The sequence below is a fragment of the Streptomyces bungoensis genome (assembly GCF_001514215.1).
Lineage (GTDB): Bacteria > Actinomycetota > Actinomycetes > Streptomycetales > Streptomycetaceae > Streptomyces > Streptomyces bungoensis.
The window spans coordinates 22499-40478 of sequence record NZ_KQ948854.1; the positions used below are offsets into that span (position 1 = coordinate 22499).

General features: G+C 71.9%; 17 protein-coding genes. 7 read left to right on the plus strand and 10 right to left on the minus strand.

The genetic code is table 11. The features are described 5' to 3' along the window. Positions 1-164 precede the first annotated feature (164 nt). Positions 165-638 carry a type II 3-dehydroquinate dehydratase gene (aroQ, locus tag AQJ66_RS10315; protein WP_061919465.1) on the minus strand — a complete coding sequence of 158 codons (474 nt, stop codon included), beginning with the start codon at positions 636-638 and terminating at the stop codon, positions 165-167. A gap of 212 nt (positions 639-850) precedes the next feature. Between aroQ and AQJ66_RS10320 the strand changes: the two genes are divergently transcribed. Further along, positions 851-2122 carry an MFS transporter gene (locus tag AQJ66_RS10320; RefSeq protein ID WP_061919467.1) on the plus strand — a complete coding sequence of 424 codons (1272 nt, stop codon included), beginning with the start codon at positions 851-853 and terminating at the stop codon, positions 2120-2122. Positions 2123-2132: 10 nt separating this feature from the next. Here AQJ66_RS10320 and AQJ66_RS10325 read toward each other — a convergent pair whose 3' ends face one another. The 6 genes from AQJ66_RS10325 to AQJ66_RS10350 all read right to left on the minus strand — a co-directional run bounded on the left by AQJ66_RS10325 (position 2133) and on the right by AQJ66_RS10350 (position 10189). Further along, positions 2133-3233, minus strand: coding sequence for a calcium:cation antiporter (locus tag AQJ66_RS10325; RefSeq protein ID WP_061919469.1), 1101 nt, complete (start codon positions 3231-3233; stop codon positions 2133-2135). Positions 3234-3340: 107 nt separating this feature from the next. Further along, positions 3341-4330, minus strand: a complete 990-nt coding sequence (locus AQJ66_RS10330; RefSeq protein ID WP_061919471.1) for a TerC/Alx family metal homeostasis membrane protein — start codon at positions 4328-4330, stop codon at positions 3341-3343. 236 nt (positions 4331-4566) lie between these two features. Next, a complete protein-coding gene (locus AQJ66_RS10335) occupies positions 4567-6333 on the minus strand; it encodes a TerD family protein (protein ID WP_061919472.1) in 1767 nt (588 codons plus the stop codon). A 54-nt stretch (positions 6334-6387) separates the two neighbouring features. Further along, positions 6388-6966 carry a TerD family protein gene (locus tag AQJ66_RS10340; RefSeq protein WP_061919474.1) on the minus strand — a complete coding sequence of 193 codons (579 nt, stop codon included), beginning with the start codon at positions 6964-6966 and terminating at the stop codon, positions 6388-6390. A gap of 153 nt (positions 6967-7119) precedes the next feature. Then, complete coding sequence (gene uvrB, locus AQJ66_RS10345) at positions 7120-9276, minus strand: excinuclease ABC subunit UvrB (RefSeq protein ID WP_061919476.1); 2157 nt, start codon at positions 9274-9276, stop codon at positions 7120-7122. Between the two features lie 40 nt (positions 9277-9316). Beyond that, on the minus strand, positions 9317-10189 hold the full coding sequence (locus AQJ66_RS10350; RefSeq protein WP_061919478.1) for an MHYT domain-containing protein: 873 nt from the start codon (positions 10187-10189) through the stop codon (positions 9317-9319). Between the two features lie 281 nt (positions 10190-10470). Here AQJ66_RS10350 and AQJ66_RS10355 point away from each other — a divergent pair, with 281 nt between their 5' ends. Both AQJ66_RS10355 and AQJ66_RS10360 read left to right on the plus strand, forming a co-directional pair. Continuing rightward, positions 10471-11340, plus strand: a complete 870-nt coding sequence (locus AQJ66_RS10355) for a glycerophosphodiester phosphodiesterase (RefSeq protein ID WP_061919480.1) — start codon at positions 10471-10473, stop codon at positions 11338-11340. Between the two features lie 53 nt (positions 11341-11393). Then, positions 11394-11948 carry a methylated-DNA--[protein]-cysteine S-methyltransferase gene (locus tag AQJ66_RS10360; protein WP_061919482.1) on the plus strand — a complete coding sequence of 185 codons (555 nt, stop codon included), beginning with the start codon at positions 11394-11396 and terminating at the stop codon, positions 11946-11948. 16 nt (positions 11949-11964) lie between these two features. On the opposite strand, the gene AQJ66_RS10365 is transcribed toward AQJ66_RS10360, so the two are convergent. Further along, positions 11965-12393, minus strand: coding sequence for a VOC family protein (locus AQJ66_RS10365; RefSeq protein ID WP_061920171.1), 429 nt, complete (start codon positions 12391-12393; stop codon positions 11965-11967). A 99-nt stretch (positions 12394-12492) separates the two neighbouring features. Here AQJ66_RS10365 and AQJ66_RS10370 point away from each other — a divergent pair, with 99 nt between their 5' ends. Together AQJ66_RS10370 and AQJ66_RS10375 are read left to right on the plus strand one after the other, a co-directional pair. Then, complete coding sequence (locus AQJ66_RS10370; RefSeq protein WP_061919484.1) at positions 12493-13401, plus strand: pseudouridine-5'-phosphate glycosidase; 909 nt, start codon at positions 12493-12495, stop codon at positions 13399-13401. Then, the gene (locus tag AQJ66_RS10375; protein ID WP_061919485.1) at positions 13398-14321 is read left to right on the plus strand and encodes a carbohydrate kinase family protein; all 924 of its coding nucleotides are present in this window, start codon (positions 13398-13400) and stop codon (positions 14319-14321) included. The genes AQJ66_RS10370 and AQJ66_RS10375 overlap by 4 nt, the downstream gene beginning before the upstream one ends. A 9-nt stretch (positions 14322-14330) precedes the next feature. On the opposite strand, the gene AQJ66_RS10380 is transcribed toward AQJ66_RS10375, so the two are convergent. After that, positions 14331-15131, minus strand: a complete 801-nt coding sequence (locus AQJ66_RS10380) for a methyltransferase (RefSeq protein WP_061919487.1) — start codon at positions 15129-15131, stop codon at positions 14331-14333. Positions 15132-15304: 173 nt separating this feature from the next. On the opposite strand from AQJ66_RS10380, the gene corA reads away from it, so the two are divergent. Next, positions 15305-16432, plus strand: coding sequence for a magnesium/cobalt transporter CorA (gene corA, locus AQJ66_RS10385; RefSeq protein WP_061919489.1), 1128 nt, complete (start codon positions 15305-15307; stop codon positions 16430-16432). Between the two features lie 4 nt (positions 16433-16436). On the opposite strand, the gene AQJ66_RS10390 is transcribed toward corA, so the two are convergent. After that, positions 16437-17087, minus strand: coding sequence for a nucleoside/nucleotide kinase family protein (locus tag AQJ66_RS10390; RefSeq protein ID WP_061919491.1), 651 nt, complete (start codon positions 17085-17087; stop codon positions 16437-16439). A 130-nt stretch (positions 17088-17217) separates the two neighbouring features. Between AQJ66_RS10390 and AQJ66_RS10395 the strand changes: the two genes are divergently transcribed. Further along, complete coding sequence (locus tag AQJ66_RS10395; protein ID WP_061919493.1) at positions 17218-17910, plus strand: DUF2293 domain-containing protein; 693 nt, start codon at positions 17218-17220, stop codon at positions 17908-17910. The last annotated feature ends 70 nt before the right edge of the window (positions 17911-17980 follow it).

Below are 17980 nucleotides of genomic sequence, written 5' to 3' on the forward strand. Positions count from 1 at the left end.
AGGGCCGATGCGTGTGCGCGCTCCCGAGGATCGCTGTCAGGCGGTCAACTGGTGGCAGCCCGCACAGGACGACGGCTCCTGCGCGGCAGGGGCCGCCGGTCTTCCAACCCCGCCCTCGGCCGGCGGCCCAGGCGGCGGTGGCCGTGTCCCGCCGCCGCGGTGCTTCAGGCGTCCGCCTGTGCCGCCCCCACCAGGGCGGCGATCCGCTCCACGGCGAACACGTAGCCCTGCACCCCGCAGCCGGCGATCACTCCGTCGGCCCGCAGCGAGACGTACGAGTGGTGCCGGAAGGACTCGCGGCGGTGGATGTTGGAGATGTGCACTTCCACCACCGGCATGCCGTCGCAGGCGTGGAGTGCGTCCAGGATCGCGACCGACGTGTGGGAGTAGGCGCCCGGGTTGATGACGATCCCGCAGTGGTTCAGCCGTGCCTCGTGGATCCAGTCCACGAGCTCGCCCTCGTGGTTGGACTGCCGGCAGTCCACCGTGCCGCCGTGCGCGGCCGCGGCCTTGGCGCACATCGCCTCGACGTCGGCGAGCGTGTCCTTGCCGTAGATCTCGGGCTGGCGCCGGCCGAGGAGGTTCAGGTTGGGCCCGTTGAGGATCATGATCGGGGCGTTGGCCAGGGTGCGGGGCACGGTTCCTCCGGTCCGTTCGGGGCGGCGCGTTCGCGACCACCTTCTCGGACCCGGTCTACCACGGCACGCGGAGCGTACGAGGAGTGGCGTGCTCCGGTGACGTCGGCGCGCGCCGCCGCTCGCTGATCACCTCCGTACGCCCCCCGTAACCCGTGATCACGGCGGGTAGTTGACCCGGCATGCGCGATGTACGCACTGTGAGGGCCCCTTCCATGCGGCGGCTGGCCGCCGCCTCGCTCGCCGGGACCGCGATCGAGTTCTACGACTTCTTCGTCTACGGCACCGCGGCGGCCCTGGTGCTGGGGCCGTTGTTCTTCCCGACGTTCTCGCCGTTGGCGGGGACGCTGGCGGCGTTCGGCACCTTCGGGGTGGGGTTCGTGGCCCGGCCGCTGGGCTCCGTGCTGTTCGGGCACCTCGGCGATCGGCGCGGGCGGCGGCCGGTGCTGGTCGCGTCCCTGCTGCTGACCGGGGCCTCGACGGTCGCGGTGGGGTGCGTGCCGACGTACGGGTCGATCGGGGTGGCCGCTCCGGTGCTGCTGCTAGTCCTGCGCTTCCTGCAGGGTCTGGGGCTCGGCGGGGAGTGGGGCGGTGCGGTGCTGCTGACCGCCGAACACGCTCCCGCGGGCCGACGGGCCCTGTGGTCGAGCTTTCCTCAGGTGGGGCCCGCGTTCGGCTTCGTGCTCGCCAACGGGGTGATGCTCGTTCTCTCTGCGGTCCTGTCCGACGCGGACTTCGCGCGGTGGGGGTGGCGGGTGCCGTTCTGGGCCGCCGCCGTGCCCGCCGTCGCCGGGTTGTGGCTGCGCGCGTCCCTCGAGGAGAGTCCCCGGTTCCTGGAGATCGACGACCACGCGCGCGTGCCACTCGTGGAGGTCGTCCGGCACCACGGGCGACTGGTGCTGCTGACGGCCGGGGCGCTGGCCGTCGGGTACGCGGTGTTCTACGCCGTGACGACGTGGTCGCTGGCGTACGCGACGGAACGGCTCGGGGTGAGCCGCACCGTCATGCTCACCTGTGTGATGGCCGCGGTGGTGGTCAAGGGCGCCCTCACGCCCCTGATGGCGCTGCTCGGGGACCGCTACGGGCGCCGTCCGCTGTGCCTGGCGGGGTGCACGGCCTGTGCCCTGTGGATGTTTCCGCTGGTCGCGCTGCTGGCGACCGGCGAGCCCTTGCTGATGTTCCTGGGCATCCTGGGCGCGCTGATCGCCTTCATCACCATGTTCGCGGTGATCGCCGCGTATCTGCCGGAACTGTACGAGGCACGGGTGCGGTGCACGGGGGCTTCGGTCGGCTACAACCTCGGCGGGGTGCTGGGGGGCGCGCTCACTCCGATCGTGGCGACCGCACTGGCGGAGCAGGGCGGGCGCGTCCCGTGGGCCGTGGGCGCGTACCTCACGGGGATCGCGCTGCTGAGCCTGGTCTGCTTCGCGCTGCTGCCGGAGACGCGGCCCGTTCCCGTGCCGGCGGTGGAGCCGGCCGCGGGCTGACCAAGTGGTGCTACGGGTTGACGGCCAGTTCGAGATAGGCCGCGAACAGGACCAGGTGGACGCCGCCCTGCAGGGGTGTGGCCCGGCCGGGCACCACGGTCAGGGAGCTGACCACCACGGTGAGGGCGAGCAGCAGCATGTGCGTCGGGCCCAGGCCGAGGATGAGCGGACCGGACATCCAGACGGAGGCCAGGGCGACGGCGGGGATGGTCAGGCCGATGCTGGCCATGGCCGAGCCGAGTGCGAGGTTGAGGCTGGTCTGCACCCGGTCGCGGCGGGCGGCGCGCACTGCGGCGATGGTCTCGGGCAGCAGCACGAGCAGCGCGATGATCACACCGACCACCGCCTGGTTCAGGCCGGCCGCCGCGACGCCGGACTCGATGGTGGGCGACACCCCCTTGGCCAGGCCGACCACGCCGACCAGGGCGAGGCCGAGCAGGCCGAGGCTGGTCCAGGCGGTGCGTACGGAGGGGGGTGGCGCGTGCCCGTCCGCGGTGATGACCTCGCCCTGCCGGGTGATCGGCAGGAAGTAGTCGCGGTGCCGCGCGGTCTGCGTGGTCACGAACAGTCCGTAGAGGATCAGTGAGGACAGCGCGGCGAACGTCAGTTGCACGGTGGAGAACTCGGGGCCGGGCTTGCTGGTGGTGAAGGTCGGCAGCACCAGGCTGAGCGTGGCCAGGGTCGCCACGGTCGCCAGGGCGGCACCGGTGCCCTCGGGGTTGAACACCGCGGTGCCGTGACGCAGGGAGGCCACGAGGAGGCAGAGCCCGACGATGCCGTTGCAAGTGATCATCACGGCGGCGAAGACGGTGTCCCGGGCCAGGGTGGCGCTCTTGTCACCGCCGTCGGCCATGAGGGTGACGATCAGGGCAACCTCGATGACCGTGACGGCGATGGCCAGCACCAGGGAGCCGAACGGCTCCCCGACGCGGTGGGCGATGACCTCGGCGTGGTGCACCGCCGCCAGAACGGATCCGGCGAGGACCAGCGCCACCAGTCCCACTACGGGGCCGGGCAGGTCACGGCCCCAGGTGAAGATCAGCAGGACGGCCGCGATGACCGGCATCAGGAACGTCCACTGGGTGGTGAGCGACCTGAGCCGGGTGATCATGCTGCGATGGTCGCAGAGGTGCAGGGGGTTCGCATTCCGCTCGTCCCGGATCCCTTCTCCTCCTTTCCGTTGCCTGCACGGTGGTCTTTCCGTTGACTGCTCGGCCGTCAAGCGTCGACGCCGTCCTTCGCCGCGTCCTCGCTCGCGGTGGGCGCCGGCTCGAGTGCCTCCTGCTTCCTGGAGGCCATCAGGCTGGTGATCGTGGTCACGGCCAGGACCGCGCAGATCACGCCGAGCGAGACCGGAATGCTGATCTCGGGGACGTGGACCCCGGACTCGTGCAGCGCGTGCAGCACCAGCTTGACGCCGATGAAGCCGAGGATGATCGACAGGCCGTACGACAGGTGGACCAGCTTCTTCAGCAGGCCGCCGATGAGGAAGTACAGCTGGCGCAACCCCATCAGGGCGAACGCGTTGGCGGTGAAGACGATGTAGGGGTCCTGGGTCAGGCCGAAGATCGCGGGTATGGAGTCCAGCGCGAACAGCACGTCCGTGGTGCCGATGGCGAGCATCACGACCAGCATCGGGGTCATGACCCGCTTGCCGTTCTGCTGGATCCACAGCTTGGTGCCGTGGTAACGGTCGGCCACGCCGCACCGGCGTTCCACGGCCTTCAGCAGCTTGTTCTCCTCGTACTCGGCTTCCTCCTCGTCGGCCCGGGCCTCCTGCACGAGCTTCCAGGCGGTCCAGATGAGGAAAGCGCCGAACAGGAAGAACACCCAGGAGAAGCTGGCGATGATCGCCGCTCCGGCCGCGATGAACACGGCCCGCAGGACCAGGGCTATGAGGACACCGACCAGCAGGACGCGCTGCTGGTACTGGGTGGGCACCGAGAACTTCGCCATGATCAGGACGAAGACGAAGAGGTTGTCGACGCTCAGCGACTTCTCGGTGATGAAGCCCGCGAAGAACTCACCGGCCGGCGCACCGCCGCCGAACACGAGCAGTCCGAGGCCGAAGAGACACGCCAGGGTGATCCAGACGACCGTCCAGATGCCGGCCTCCTTGATCGACACGTCGTGGGGCTTGCGCCCGATGACGAAGTCGGCCGCTATCAGGGCGGCGAGGCCCACGACGGTGAGGACCCACAGGGTCATGGTGACTTCCACTCGAGCCTCCGGCATGACGTCACGGCAAACACATCAGCGTTGTCGCTGCCGGAGGTCTCCTCCACCCGAGAACGGGCCGGCGCCCCGGGATCTTCGTCGATCCGTACTGACGGGTGCGCCGCAGTCAGGGAGTACTCCCCTCCGTACGGAAGACTGTACCCCGATCACCAAGAAAAGGTAAAGTGGCTGGCAAAGAAAGCCCCAAAGTGCCAGTTCAGAGCGCTTTACTCACGCTTGGTGCGGGCGTCTGCCACCTCAGTGAGCACCCGCTGGAGGATCCCGCTGCCGGGCGGCGCGAGCACGGGCTCGTACGTCCAGGCGTGGCCGACCCAGGGGTCGGTCAGATGGTCGTCGGGCACGGGCGTCAGTCGCATGAGCGAACGCCACAGCGGGTCGAGCAGCGGGCCGTGGGCTTCGGCGTCCGCACGGTCCGCGACCAGCAGCAGATGGACGCCGACGGCCGGCCCTTCGTCGGCGAGATACCGCAGCCGGGTCACGGCCCGGTCGTCGAAACCGTACGGGAAGTCGTTGACGATCAGCAGCTGCCGGCCGCTGCCGGCATCGTGCGGCAGCGCCCCGGCCGCGCCGCCGCGCACTGCCATCCGCGTCAGGTCGACGCGGTGGGCGAGCCGTCCCAGTACCTCGGCCGCGTCCGCCGCGGCGGTCGCCGGCCGGCCCTCCAGTGCCCCGGCCCGTGTCAGCGGCGCAAGCGCCTCGGCACCGGCACCGGCCGGATCGATCACCCGCACGGAGAACTGCCCGGCCGGGTGCACCGCTAGCAGCCGCACCGCGAGCGAGACCGCCGTCTCCAGGGCGAGCCGGCGGGACGTGGCGGAGTCCAGAACGGTGCCGCCGGGTTCCGCCACCGGCCCGCTGTCGATCCACAGCGGCCGTTCCAGCGGCAGCCTGACCAGCATCGGAATGCGCAGCGAGGCGCTCTCGGGCAGGTGCAGATCACCGAGCCGCAACGCCATCGGCGGCTCGTCCGGGACACGGTAGGCGTGCCAGACCGGGCTCTCCCAGCGGGCGCAGGCCTGCGGCAGCGCGGGCTCGACGACCTCCGCCTCCGCGGTGAGCTGGGCGAGGTCGCGGTCCAGGGCGGCCCGTGCCCGTCCGACCAACTCGGTGTGCCGGGACCGGGCCGCCTCGCGCGCCGCGTCGCCTGCCGTACCGAGCCGGGCGCGCGGGTCGGCGAGGACCTGGTCGAGTTCCTTCTCCAGGCGGGAGCCGGCGAAGTCCACGGCGCCGCGGTACGCGGCCGTGCAGCGGGCCAGGTCCTCGAACATGCCCCAGACCTGGTTGTACAGCCGCTCCTCCATCGACCAGCCCGCCGCGTCGCCGGCGACGGGCTGCGCGGGCTGCGCCTCCGGGGCCTTTGAGGCCTCCTGCGGTGCGGCGATGGCGGGGGTGTCCCGAGGGTGGGGCGCCGGTGTCGCGTCGCCGCGGCCGGCCGCCTGTTCGACACGGGTCGCGAGCTCACCGGCCTCGGGCAGGCCCTGGTCGGCGAAGAGCGCGGCGAGGCCGCCGGCGTAGCCCTGCCCCACCGCGCGCACCTTCCACGCGTCCTGCCGGCGGTACACCTCAAGGGCGACGACGGCCGACTCGGCGTCGAGGCCGGTGAGGGTGAAGCGGGCGATCTCGGTGCCGTCGGGACCGGTGACCGCCGCCCGCGGAGCGGCGACCGCACCGAACCGCGGCGGGCCGCCGCCCTGCGGCGTGGGCAGGGCGAGCAGCACGCTGAGGCGGTGGACCGACTCGGGCAGGGCGGCCAGGTCGACGGCGAGCCGGTGATTCTCGGCGGCCTGCCGGGAAACCTCGACGCCGGGCAGCACCGGGACGCCGGGGTGGGCCACCCACTGTGCCCCGGGCACGGTGCCGTGCTCGTCTCCGAGCGTGGCGCCCGCCAGGACCGGTGTCTGCGCCGAGATCCGGATCTCCAGCCGGACCCGGGACAGCGGGTGGTTCTGCCCCCGCACCAGCTCGGCCGTCATCGCCGTCGCCCCCCGTGTGGTGATGCCGTGCGCGCCGCGCCGCGCGTGGCGGTCCTACAGGTACCGCCGGATCTCCGGCATCAGGTCCTGGAAGGTGCGGCCCCTGGCGGGCTCGCCCAGTGCGGTCATCGTCCAGCCGGAGCCCACGCGGTGCACCTTCGCCATGATCTGGGCGGTGTAGTCGCCGCCGCCCGCCAGCGTGTACCGGGCGAGCTCCTGGCCGTTGGTCTCGTCGACGAGGCGGCAGAAAGCGTTCTGCACCTCCTGGAAGGTCTGGCCCGTGAAGGAGTTCACGGTGAAGACGATCTGGTCGACGTGGACCGGGACGCGCTGCAGGTCGACGAGGATCGACTCGTCGTCGCCGCCCTGGCCGGCACCGCCGACGAGGTTGTCGCCCGTGTGGCGCACGGAGCCGTCGTCGCTCACCAGGTGCCGGAAGAAGACCACGTCGACCGGCTCCTTGTCGGCGAAGAGCACCGCCGAGGCGTCCAGGTCGATCTCCCTGGTGCGCGAGCCGAACAGGCCGCGTCGCTTCGCCGCCTGCCAGCCGAGACCCATGCGGACCGCACTCAGGCCGGCCCCGTCCTTCTTCTCCAGGCTGATGGCCTGTCCCTTGGACAAGTTGACGGTCACGGCTGCTTCCCCTCTCGGTGTTCCCCTGTTGCCGCGCACCGCGCGGTTGCCGAGAACCCTACGCAGGGGCACTGACCTGCCGGACCCCCGCCCGCGCTTTGTGGCGGTGTTGAGACACAGGGCGCGGGTGCCGGGTCCGGCAGGGTGCGGAGGTCAGGCGAGGCCCGCCTCGCGCATCTGGCGCAGTTCCTTCTTCATCTCGGAGACCTCGTCGCGCAGCCGGGCGGCGACCTCGAACTGGAGCTCGGCGGCGGCGGCCCGCATCCGCTCGGTCATCTCCTCGATCTGCTCGGCGAGCTGGGCCGCCGGGCGGTCCGTGATCACCGCGGTCGCGGTCTTGCCCTTGGCCGGCCTGGCGGCCTTGCCCGCCTTCGCGCCCTTGGACGCCTTGTCACCGAGTGCGGGTACGGGTGCCTTGGCGCCCTTGCCGTCCTGCAGGTTGCGGTAGCCGGAGCCGAGCAGCTGCTCGGTGTCGACCTGCTCGCGGGCGATCTGCGCGACGATGTCGTTGATCTTCTTGCGCAGCGGCTGCGGGTCGATGCCGTTGGCCTTGTTGTAGGCGATCTGCTTCTCCCGGCGGCGGTTGGTCTCCTCGATGGCCTTCTCCATCGCCGGGGTGATCTTGTCGGCGTACATGTGGACCTGGCCGGACACATTGCGCGCCGCGCGGCCGATGGTCTGGATGAGCGACGTCCCGGAGCGCAGGAAGCCCTCCTTGTCGGCGTCGAGGATGGCGACCAGGGACACCTCGGGCAGGTCGAGGCCCTCACGCAGCAGGTTGATGCCGACCAGTACGTCGAACTCGCCGGAGCGCAGCTCGCGCAGCAGCTCGATACGGCGCAGGGTGTCGACGTCGCTGTGCAGGTAGCGGACCTGGATGCCGAGTTCGAGGAAGTAGTCGGTGAGGTCCTCGGCCATCTTCTTGGTGAGCGTGGTGACGAGGACGCGCTCGTCCTTCTCGGTGCGCTCGCGGATCTCGTGCACGAGGTCGTCGATCTGGCCCTCGGTCGGCTTGACCACGACCTCCGGGTCGACCAGGCCGGTGGGGCGGATGATCTGCTCGACGACTCCGTCCCCGCGGGACAGCTCGTAGGTACCGGGGGTCGCGGACAGGTAGACCGTCTGCCCGATGCGCTCCTGGAACTCCTCCCACTTCAGGGGACGGTTGTCCAGCGCGGAGGGCAGCCGGAAGCCGTGCTCGACCAGGCTGCGCTTGCGGGAGGCGTCGCCCTCGTACATCGCGCCGATCTGGGGGACCGTCACATGCGACTCGTCGATGACGAGCAGGAAGTCGTCCGGGAAGTAGTCCAGGAGGGTGTTGGGCGGGGAGCCGGGCAGGCGGCCGTCGAAGTGCATCGAGTAGTTCTCCACGCCCGAGCAGGTGCCGATCTGGCGGAGCATCTCCAGGTCGTAGGTGGTGCGCATCCTCAGGCGCTGGGCCTCCAGGAGCTTGCCCTGCTTCTCCAGCTCGCCGAGGCGTTCGCCCAGTTCCTTCTCGATGTCGTTGACGGCCCGCTCCATGCGCTCGGGGCCGGCGACGTAGTGGGAGGCCGGGAAGACGTACAGCTGCCGGTCGTCGCTGATGATCTCACCGGTGAGCGGGTGCAGCGTGGACAGCGCCTCGATCTCGTCGCCGAACATCTCGATGCGGACGGCCAGCTCCTCGTAGACGGGGAAGATCTCGATGGTGTCCCCGCGGACCCGGAAGGTGCCCCGGGTGAAGGCCAGGTCGTTGCGCGTGTACTGGATGTCCACGAAGCGGCGCAGCAGCTCGTCGCGGTCGATCTCGTCGCCGACCCGGAGGGGGACCATGCGGTCCACGTACTCCTGCGGCGTGCCCAGGCCGTAGATGCAGGACACCGAGGCGACCACGATCACGTCGCGGCGGGTGAGCAGCGAGTTCGTCGCCGAGTGGCGCAGGCGCTCGACCTCCTCGTTGATCGAGGAGTCCTTCTCGATGTAGGTGTCCGACTGCGGGATGTAGGCCTCGGGCTGGTAGTAGTCGTAGTACGAGACGAAGTACTCGACCGCGTTGTTCGGCAGGAGCTCGCGGAACTCGTTGGCCAGCTGGGCGGCCAGCGTCTTGTTCGGCGCCATCACGAGCGTGGGGCGCTGGAGCTTTTCGATCATCCACGCCGTGGTGGCCGACTTGCCGGTACCGGTCGCGCCGAGCAGGACGACGTCCTTCTCACCGGCCTCGATGCGCCTGGCCAGGTCGGCGATGGCCGCCGGCTGGTCGCCGCTGGGCTGGTAGGGGCTGACGACCTCGAAGGGCGCCACCGTGCGTTCGATGTGGGAAACGGGCCGCATGCCATCAACCGTACGACCCCCCACTGACAACGGGCTCCGGTCAGCGGTTCTGCGGGGCCCGGGAGCGGTGGTGGCCGGAGTGGTGGACCGGCCGGCGCCCGGGGTGGGCCGGGTGGTGACGGCCCTGGTGGGACGCCGCGGCGGGGACGCCCGGCTTGTCCTCGACGGTGGCCCCCGCGGGCCGGCCCATGACCATCAGCGGGTCGAGCACCACCACGACGCCGGCGAGGAGGAGGAAGGCGAGCGGACCGATCAGCATCAGAGCGAGCACCGAGCCCGACGGACCACTGGCGGCGGGGTCGGGAACGCCCCGGAGGTGGACGTCGAGGGCCGCCATGCCGGTGTAGTGCATGCCGCTGACGGCCAGGCCCATCACCAGGCTCGCGCCGACGCTCCACAGGAGGCCGCGGACGCGTCCGGCCGCCCACAGGGCGGCCGTGGCGGCCACGACGGCTATGACGACGGAGGCGGCGACGGTGAGCGTGTTGTACGTGAACCGCCCGGCGAAGTGCATGCCGGCCATGCCCAGGTAGTGCATCGAGGCGACACCCAGACCGGTGATCGTGCCGCCGGTGAACAGGGCGGTGCCGGTGGCGCCCCGGTAGCCGACGATGAAGATCCCGACTCCCACCATGACGATGGCGAGACCGAGGCTCGCGAAGGTGATCGCCTTGTCGTAGTGGATCGGCGTGCCCTCGATGGTGAAACCCATCATGGCGACGAAGTGCATGGTCCAGATGCCGGAGCCGATCGCGGCCGATCCGAGCGCCAGCCAGGCCGGGCGCCGGGAGTGGGTGACCAGCAGCGACCGCGTGGTGCAGCGCAGGCCGAGGGCACCGCCGAGGCAGGCCATCAGATAGGCCACCAGCGGGGTGACGGCGCCATAGCTGAATCCATCGACCGTGCCCTGCATGTACGCCTGCCCTTCCGCCTTCTTGCCGTCCCGGAATACCCGAAGTGTGCCCCCGTCCCAGGACCGCGGCGGCGGTCAGGGTTGACGCAGAGAGTATGACCCCCACCGGAATGGTCGAACGATTTTCCGGCAAAGAAACACGGCCCTGCCGCAGTTGTGCGGCATTGGTGAGCACGGTTTGACGATTCTGTTCATCGTGTGGCCGTCCTGCGCCCGCGTGCCGTTGACTCTCTGCTGTCAAGCTGTTGCTGTCGGTGTTCGCTCGACGCGAGGGAGTACGTATGCACGCGCGCGTAGTTGCCACAGCGGCCGCCGCCGCACTGGGGACGGCCACCCTGTTCAGTCCCACCTCCGACGCCCGGGCGGGCGAGGTGGGAAAACCCTTGGTGATCGCCCACCGCGGCGCCTCGGCCTACGCGCCCGAGAACACCCTGGCCGCCATCGACAAGGCAGCGAAGCTCGGCTTCTCCTGGGTCGAGAACGACGTCCAGCGGACCAAGGACGGCCGGCTGGTCGTCCTGCACGACGACAGCCTGCGGCGGACCACGAACGTGGAGAAGGTGTTCCCGGACCGGGCGCCCTGGAAGGTGAAGGACTTCACCGCCGCCGAGATCGCCCGGCTGGACGCGGGCAGCTGGTTCTCCCCCGCTTACGCGGGCGTGCGCGTGCCCACCCTGGAGCAGTACATGCGCCGGGTCGAGCACAACCACGAGAAGCTGCTCCTGGAGATCAAGAACCCGGAGCTGTACCCCGGCATCGAGCAGCAGATCCTGAAGCTCCTGGGCAACGAGGGCTGGCTGGACCGGCGGCACCTCGAACGGCTGATCGTGCAGAGCTTCAGCGCGGCGAGCGTCCGCACCGTCCACGAGCTGAAGCCGGCCCTGACCACCGCCTTCCTCGGCAAGCCGCCCGTGACCCAGCTGCAGCGGTACGCGCGGTTCGCCGACCTGGTCAATCCCTCGTACGGCTCGGTCTCCACCGGCTACGTCGCCTCCGTCCACGACCTGGACGGGCCGCACGGCAGGCCGCTCAGGGTGTTCGCCTGGACGGTGAACGACGCGGCGACCGCCCGCAAGCTCGCGGGGTACGGGGCCGACGGGCTGATCAGCAACAAGCCGGACGTGGTACGGGCCGCGCTCGTCGCGGACTGAGCCGGGAGCGCTGCCCGGCGGGCGTTGTCAGTGGCGGATCGTACGGTGGACGCATGGACAGCCATGGGCAGGACGAGCAGCGGGTCGTGTGGACCGTCGTGGACACCGGCATCGGCCCGCTGATGCTGGCGGCGACCCGCGAGGGCCTGGTCAACGTCGTCTTCCACGCCACGGACCCGGTACGCGACCGGGCTCTGGAGCGGCTGGCGGCCAGGCTGGGCACCGAGCCCGTCGAGGACCCGGACGCTCCCCTGCTGGCCGAGGCGGTACGCCAGGTCGAGGCGTATCTCGCGGGCGGGCGCCGCACCTTCGACCTGCCCCTGGACTGGTCGCTGATCTCCGGCTTCAACCGGCAGGTGCTGCGCGAACTCGCCTCCGGCGTTCCGTACGGGACGGTGGTGGGGTACGGCGATCTGGCGGGGCGGGTCGGGCAGCCGGGCGGTGCGCAGGCGGTGGGCGCGGCCATGGGTGCCAATCCGCTGCCGGTCGTGGTGCCCTGTCACCGGGTGGTGGAGAGCGACGGCGGCATCGGCGGCTTCGGCGGCGGCCTGGAGACCAAGCGCAGACTGCTGGCCCTGGAGGGCGTGCTGCCCGAGCCGCTGTTCTGACCGGTCCCGCGCGCCGCTAGCCGTAGTGCCGGACTTCGAGCACGTTGCCGTCGGGGTCCTGGAAGTAGAAGCTGCGCGTGGCCGTCCCCCGGGCCCCGAAGGAGGCGTGGCCGATGTCGCTCATCGGGACTCCGTGCTCGTCGAGGCGGGCGCGCAGGGCGTCGAAGCCCGCGGACGTCAGGGCGAGACACACGTGGTTGACGGGACGGCCGGCGACGGCGGCGGAGCCGGGCAGCATGTCCATGCGCTCGGCGAGGCTGTGCGGGGCGAGGTCGAGAATGGTCTCGTCGTTGACCCGGACCGAGGGGAACGACACCTCGCCCTCGGTGAACTCGGCGACCCGGAGCGGCTCCAGGCCGACCGCGCTCTCGTAGAAGCCGGCCGCCGCGACAGGGTCGGCCACCCAGAGGACGACGTGGTCGAGGCGCGTGGTGGGATCGGTCATACGGTCCAGGCTGGTGATGTCCCGCACGGACCGCAAGCGTTTATCCGGGTGCGCCGCCCGCCAGAGATGAGGAAGGACCGACGGACAGGAGGCGGGCACGTGGTGCTGGTGGTGTCGGAAGAAGTCCGGGAAGCGATCGACGCGCGGCGGCCGGTGGTGGCCCTGGAGTCCACGATCATCGCGCACGGGTTGCCGCGTCCGCGCAACCTGCAGGTGGCGCTGGAACTGGAGGACGTGGTGCGCCGCGAAGGCGCCGTCCCCGCGACCATCGCCGTCCTGGACGGCCGCCCGCACGTCGGCCTGGACAAGGAGCAGCTGGAGCGGGTCGCGAACGAGGAGGGCATCCGCAAACTCGGCCACCGCGACCTGCCGCCGGCCGTGGCGGCGGGGGTGAGCGGGGCGACTACGGTGTCGGCGACGGCCCAGCTCGCGGCGCTGGCCGGCGTCCGGGTGTTCGCCACGGGCGGGCTGGGCGGGGTGCACCGGGAGTGGACGGTGACCCAGGACGAGTCGGCCGACCTCGGCCTGCTGGCCCGGACCCGGATCACGGTGGTGTGCGCGGGCGTGAAGTCGATCCTGGACGTGCCGGCGACCCTGCAGCGCCTGGAGACGCTGGGCGTGACCGTCGCCGGATACCGCACCGACCGTTTCCCGGGCTTCTACCTGTGTGATTCCGGGCATCCGGTCGACTGGACGCTGCACAGCCCGGAGCAGGTCGCGGACGTGATGCGGGCGCAGGACGCGCTCGCCGCGCCGGAGTCGGCGCTGATCGTCGCCAACCCCGTGCCGCGGGAGAAGCAACTCGATCCCGGGCTCCACGCGCGCGTGCTCGCCGACGCCCTGCGGGCCTGCGAGGAGGAGGGGATCACCGGGCAGGCGGTCACGCCCTTCCTGCTCGACCACCTGGTCCGGCACACCGACGGGGCCTCGCTGAGCGCCAACCTGGCGGCGGTGCGCGGCAACGTGCGGCTGGCCGCGCACATCGCCGCGGCGTGGACCACGGGATGACCGGTAGCCGGGGCGGGGCGCTGCTGGTGGTCGGGGACGTCGTCACCGATGTCGTCGCCCGGCACCGGGGGCCGCTCGCGTCCGGCACCGACACGGCGGCCGCCGTCCGGACCGTGCCGGGTGGCGCCGGCGCCAATGTGGCGTGCTGGGCGGCCCACGCGGGCCATGCGGAGGTACGGCTGCTGGGGCGGGTGGGTGCGGAAGCGGCTGGGTGGCACGAGCGGGAACTGGTGGCGGCCGGGGTGCGGCCCCGGCTGGTCGTCGACCGGGAGGCGCCGACCGGCACGGTGATCTGCCTGGTCGACGAGGGCGCGTCGGCCGAGCGCACGTTCCTCACGGACAGCGGGGCGTCCCTGCGGCTGGAGCCCGCCGACTGGTCGGACGCGTTGCTCGACGGGGTCGCCCGGCTGCACCTGTCCGGCTATCTGCTGTTCTCGGAGCCGAGCCGGTCGCTCGCCGAGGCCGCCCTGGCGGCGGCACGCGCGCGTGGGGTGCCGGTGAGTCTGGATCCGGCGTCGGCGGGCTTCCTCGTGAAGTTCGGGGTCGACCGCTTCCTGACGTTCGCGCAGGGGCTGGACGTGCTGCTGCCCAGCCGGGACGAGGCGTGCCTGCTGACGGGGCTGCCGGAGGCGGCGGACGCGGCCGCCAAGCTGAGCCGGCTCGTCCCGGTGGTGGTGGCCAAGTCGGGCGGGGCCGGGGCGCTGGTGGCCCGTTCCGGGACCGTGATCGCCCGGGTTCCGGCCGTGCCGGCCGTCCCGCGGGACACCACGGGCGCCGGAGACGCCTTCACCGGCGCGTTCCTCGCCGCCCTGCTCGGGGGCGCGGACCTGGCCGGGGCGGCTGCCCGGGGGTGCGAGGCGGGCGCGTGCGCGGTGGAGCGGGTGGGCGGCAGACCGCCGCGGCGGCGCCTCGGCGGCTGACCCGCGGCGTCAGGAGGTGCCCTTGCGCCCCCACGCCGAGACCATCGGAGCCGTCGCCAGGTCCATGCCGCCCGCCTCCACGTTGGCCAGATGGCGGTCGATGTCCTCGTCGGTGGCGAGGCCCGCCGCGACCAGGCGGTCGCGGATCTGGCGGACGGTGGCGGACTCCAGGGCGGTGCAGGCGGGTGAGGTGAGGGGGAAGCGGACGTCGGCCTCCACCTCGTGCAGCCCGGCCTCGCGCAGCAGGCGTGGGAGCTTGCGGCCGTACGACAGGTCGGCGCCGCGCTCGGCGAGCAGCCCGCGGAAACCCCGCCGCAGGCGGTTGGCGAGCCGCTGGTCGGGGCCGTGCTCGTCGGGGCAGGCCAGCGGCTGCAGGGCCGGGTCGGCGTCCTCGATCAGCAGCCGCCCGCCGGGCCGCAGAGCCTTGATCATGTGGTGCAGCGCCCGCTGCCGGTCCGGGACGTGGACGAGGACCAGCCGGGCGTGCACCAGGTCGAAGCCCTCCCCCGGCGGCTCCTCGGCGCCGACGTCGTGGACGCGGACCTCGACCGGCGGACGGGCCACGGCGGCGAGCCGTGAGGTGTCGATGTCGGTCGCCACCACCTTGCCCGTGGGGCCGACCCGGTCGGCCAGCCAGGACACCACGGAGGTGCCGCCGGCCCCGACCTCCCAGCACCGCAGGCCCGGTCCGATCCCGAGCTCCTCGAGACGGCGGAACGTCGTGGGGTCGAAGAGGGAGGCGAAGGCGTCGAAGCGCTGTCCTGCCTCGCGCTGCCGGTTGGCCAGGAGGTATCCGTCGGAGGAGGTCATGCACCGATCATCCCAGTCGCCCGGCTCGCCCGGAGGGGCGGAGGGCTTCGTCCACAGGCGGGAACAAGGCGGAACGAGCTGCTCCCACAGCCCCGCTCGCGATACTCGCTCGACTGGCACACTTGCCGGGCAAGGCGCGAGGGGCGCGGGGAGATCCACGCGAGGAGATCCGGATGTCGATGGCTGGGAGTCTGCGGAAGGTCACAGGGCTGGGCGGGGTCGGCGGCCTGCGCAAGGTGGCGCGGCTGGCCCGGCGCCGGCCCCGCGTGGACCTGAACCATCCCGCACGGTCGCCGCTGGGTTCCTCCGTGGTCAACTGCGTGACGTACCGGGACGGTGTCCGGGTGCCGGGCTGCGCCGACGTCGTGGACGCCGTGCGGAAGGTGCGCAGGAGCGGAGAGGGCTTCGTGTGGCTGGGGCTGCACGAGCCGACGGTCGGTGAGTTCGCCGGCATTGCCGAGCTGTTCGACCTGCATCCGCTCGCCGTGGAGGACGCGGTGGAGGCCCACCAGCGCCCCAAGCTGGAGCGGTACGGGGACACGCTCTTCGCCGTGTTCAAGACCGTGTGCTACGTGGAGCACGAACGGCTGACGGCGACGAGCGAGGTGGTCGACACCGGCGAGATCATGGTGTTCCTGGGTGAGGACTTCGTCGTCACGGTACGGCACGGGCGGCACGGCTCTCTGGGACCGCTGCGCGAGGAACTGGAGGCGCACCCGCGGCAGCTCGCCAAGGGGCCGGCGGCGGTGCTGCACGCGATCGCCGACCATGTCGTGGACGACTACCTGAGCGTCACGGACGCGGTGCAGGGCGACATCGACCAGGTCGAGACGGACGTGTTCTCGGAGAACGGGGCACGGACAGATCCGGGGCGGATCTACCAGATGAAGCGTGAACTGCTGGAGCTGAAGCGGGCGGTGGTGCCGCTCAGCCGACCGGTCGAGGATCTGGCCACCCGGCCGATACGGGTGGTCGACCCGGAGATACAGGCGTACTTCCGGGACGTCCTCGACCATCTGCTGCGGGCCAAGGAGCAGATAGCGGCGTTCGACGAACTGCTCAACTCCATCCTGCAGGCGCACCTCGCCCAGGTGACGGTCGCGCAGAACGAGGACATGCGGAAGATCACGGCCTGGGCCGCGGTGATCGCCGTGCCGACGATGGTGTGCGGGGTCTACGGCATGAACTTCGACCACATGCCGGAGCTGCACTGGCGGTTCGGGTATCCGCTCGTCATGGGGGTGATGGCGGTGGCCTGCCTGGTCCTGTACCGGGGCTTCCGACGCAACGGCTGGCTCTGACCGCTCAGGCGGAAGGGCCGGACCAGCCGTTCCAGGCGGGGTGCCGCGGGTCGTCGGCGCGCACCAGGACGTCCGCGGTGCCGGCCGGGTCGGTCTCGGTCTCGTAGCGCTCGAAGGCCGGGAGCGTCCAGTGGTCGGCCTCCGGGGTACGGCGGCCCAGGGCGCCCTGGGAGAGGAGGACGTGGACGCTCAGGTCGAAGGGGAACCAGTGCCGCAGCAGGAGGGGTCCGTGCAGCAACAGGACGCCGCCGGGCGGAAGTCGCACGTACGGGGTGCGGGTGGCCCGGTCGCTGACCGGGTCCCACAGGTCGGGCAGGATGCGGCCGCTTCCGCCGGGTTCCAGCGGACCGAAGACCTCGCGCCACAGGGCTCTCGTGTCGAACCAGCCGCTGTAGTACGACTCCACGTCCTGGCGTCCGTGCTCCAGGCGGAGGGAGGCGGGCCGCAGGAAGCCCTCGGTGCCGACGACGACGGAGGCCCGGCCGCGCACGCGCAGCGCCTGGGCGACACGGTCGGCGAGGTCCCCCGGGCGGGCGGCCGGCGCTCCGTCGAAGCCGACCCGCGGCCAGGCACCGCCGTCGGCCGTCTCCAGCCCGAGCAGCCGGTCGGCGAGCAGTTCGGCGAGCCGGTCCCAGGTGATCGCTTCGAGTCGCACAGGCCCATGATGCCGGGTGGTGCCGGGGCCTGCGGCACGGGGCGACAGGGGGAAGGGATGTTCCGGTGAGAGGAGGGGGTGAGGCGGGCCGGTGTGGGAGCGGCCGGTGGAGACGGGGAAGGAACCGGGTATGGCAGGTTCTGCGACTCCCTTGACTCCCGGTGGACTTGTCGTCGTCCAGCCGCTGCGGCGCAAGCGCTGTGCCGGGTGCCGGCGCGGGCCGCTGCCACTGCTGGTGCTGGAGGACGGGGTGCCGCGCTGCCTGGACTGCGCCGACCTCGGTCACCTGGTGTTCCTGCCGCGCGGTGACACGGCACTGACCCGCAGGGCGCGGGAGGAGAGCGCGCTGTCGGCGGTGGTGGTGCGCTTCAACCGGCGCAGGGGCCGGTACGAACGGCAGGGACTGCTGGTGGAGCAGGAGGCGCTCGGCCGGGCCGAGGCACGCTGCCTGGCGGACGCGGAGGCACGGCGCCGGCGGCGGGCCCGGGACGCGCGGCGCAGGGCGGTGGAGGACGAGAGGTTCGCCGCGGCGTTCGCGGCGGAGATCGTGCGGCTGTATCCCGGGTGCCCGGCCGAGCGGGCCCGGAGGATGGCGGCGCACGCCTCCGCGCGAGGCAGCGGGCGGGTCGGCCGCAGCGCGGCCGGGCGGGCACTGTCCGAGTCGGCGGTGATCTCGGCGGTCGTGGCCGCCGTACGGCACGAGGACACGCCGTACGACCGGCTGCTGATGAGCGGGGTCCCCCGGTATGAGGCGCGGCGGCGGATCGCGGCGGCCGTGGCGGGCGTGCTGCGGGAGTGGGAGGAGATGACAGGGGTCGGCTGAGGCCGACCGGAGGGGCGCGGGGGGCGCAGGTCGCGCGCGGCCCGAGACTGCGCGGCGGCACGCCGGCCCC